Raw genomic sequence first — 1,139 nt, 5'->3', positions numbered from 1 at the left:
GTAAGTGAATTTTAGATTTTCCACTCCATATTTTTGTATGTCTAAAGCAAAAGGTTTGCTATCCGAAGGTTTTTTCTCTTCAGCTTCTTTTAGTGCGATGTCAAAATTACCCACACCATCTTTATTGAAAATAATGTTTACAATTCCATCAACAGCACTAAAACTTTCTAAGCTCATGGTTTCGCCTTCACCTTTAAAAAGTTCTTTAACGCTCATGGTAACATTGGTTTCACCAGCATATAAAAGCGTATCACCAGCGAATGGTGCTTTGTTGATAATGCTAAGTTTATCGATAGTAACATGTGCTTGTGGAAAACTCTTGAACAAACTCAAATCCACATCTTCAAAAGCTATGTTTGCATTCACATTTTCGTTTAATGTTTTAGCAATCATTTCTTTTATTTTGTCTTTAAATAAAAATGGAGCTGCTGCCAATGCGATTATGGCAAATAATAAGAAAATACCAAGGCCTTTTAAAACTTTCTTTAACATAATGATGTAATTAGGGATAATTGTGATTTTGTATTACAAAAGTAGTACCAATTGTAAATTTACGCATTAAATTTGAGTAAAATATATAAAAAAATCCCAAAAACGTTTCGCCTTTGGGATTCTAGTGTTTATAGTATTAATTAATGAATTTCTATTTCATAAGGCATCATCGCTTGAATACCTTTTCTGCTTTTTACACGTTTGATTTGCTCTAACATTTGGAAACCTTCTTCGCCAAGTTGTTCTTTTAATAATTGTTCTTTAGTTTTAAACATTGCCATTCCAGTGAAATTAGCTAATAAATCTTCAAAACTTTTTTCATATTCTGGGAAATTTTCGGTTCTATATGAATCTGTTTTTCCAAGTTTAGCAGCGTATTTAATGGCATCATCTAAACCACCAATTTCATCTACCAATCCTAGTTTTTGAGCGTCAACTCCGGTCCAAACTCTTCCTTGTGCAATAGCGTCAACTTCCTCAGTTTTCATTTTTCTTCCATCAGCTACACGTTTTAGGAAAGTTGCGTATGTTTTTTCGATACTTTCTAAAACAAAACCTTTAAAGTTTTCATCGATAGGTTCAAAAACACTGTAACCGCTAGCGTTTTCATGCGTTTTTACTTGTTCGGCGTTAATTCCGATGTTTTT

At 32.4% G+C, this 1,139-nt stretch carries 1 protein-coding gene and 1 pseudogene; both read right to left on the bottom strand.

Going from position 1 to position 1,139, the window contains the following annotated elements:
* Window positions 1-492 (bottom strand): annotated as a pseudogene (locus Q0075_RS06695) (AsmA family protein); the annotation flags it as partial.
* Window positions 493-632: 140 nt separating this feature from the next.
* Window positions 633-1,139, bottom strand: a 507-nt coding sequence (locus Q0075_RS06690; RefSeq protein WP_297868834.1) for a S49 family peptidase, incomplete at its 5' end; no start/stop codon positions are given.

The organism is uncultured Flavobacterium sp. (assembly GCF_937967675.1).
In the GTDB taxonomy this organism is placed as follows: Bacteria; Bacteroidota; Bacteroidia; order Flavobacteriales; family Flavobacteriaceae; genus Flavobacterium.
This window is presented reverse-complemented; position numbering and strand designations above follow the sequence as displayed.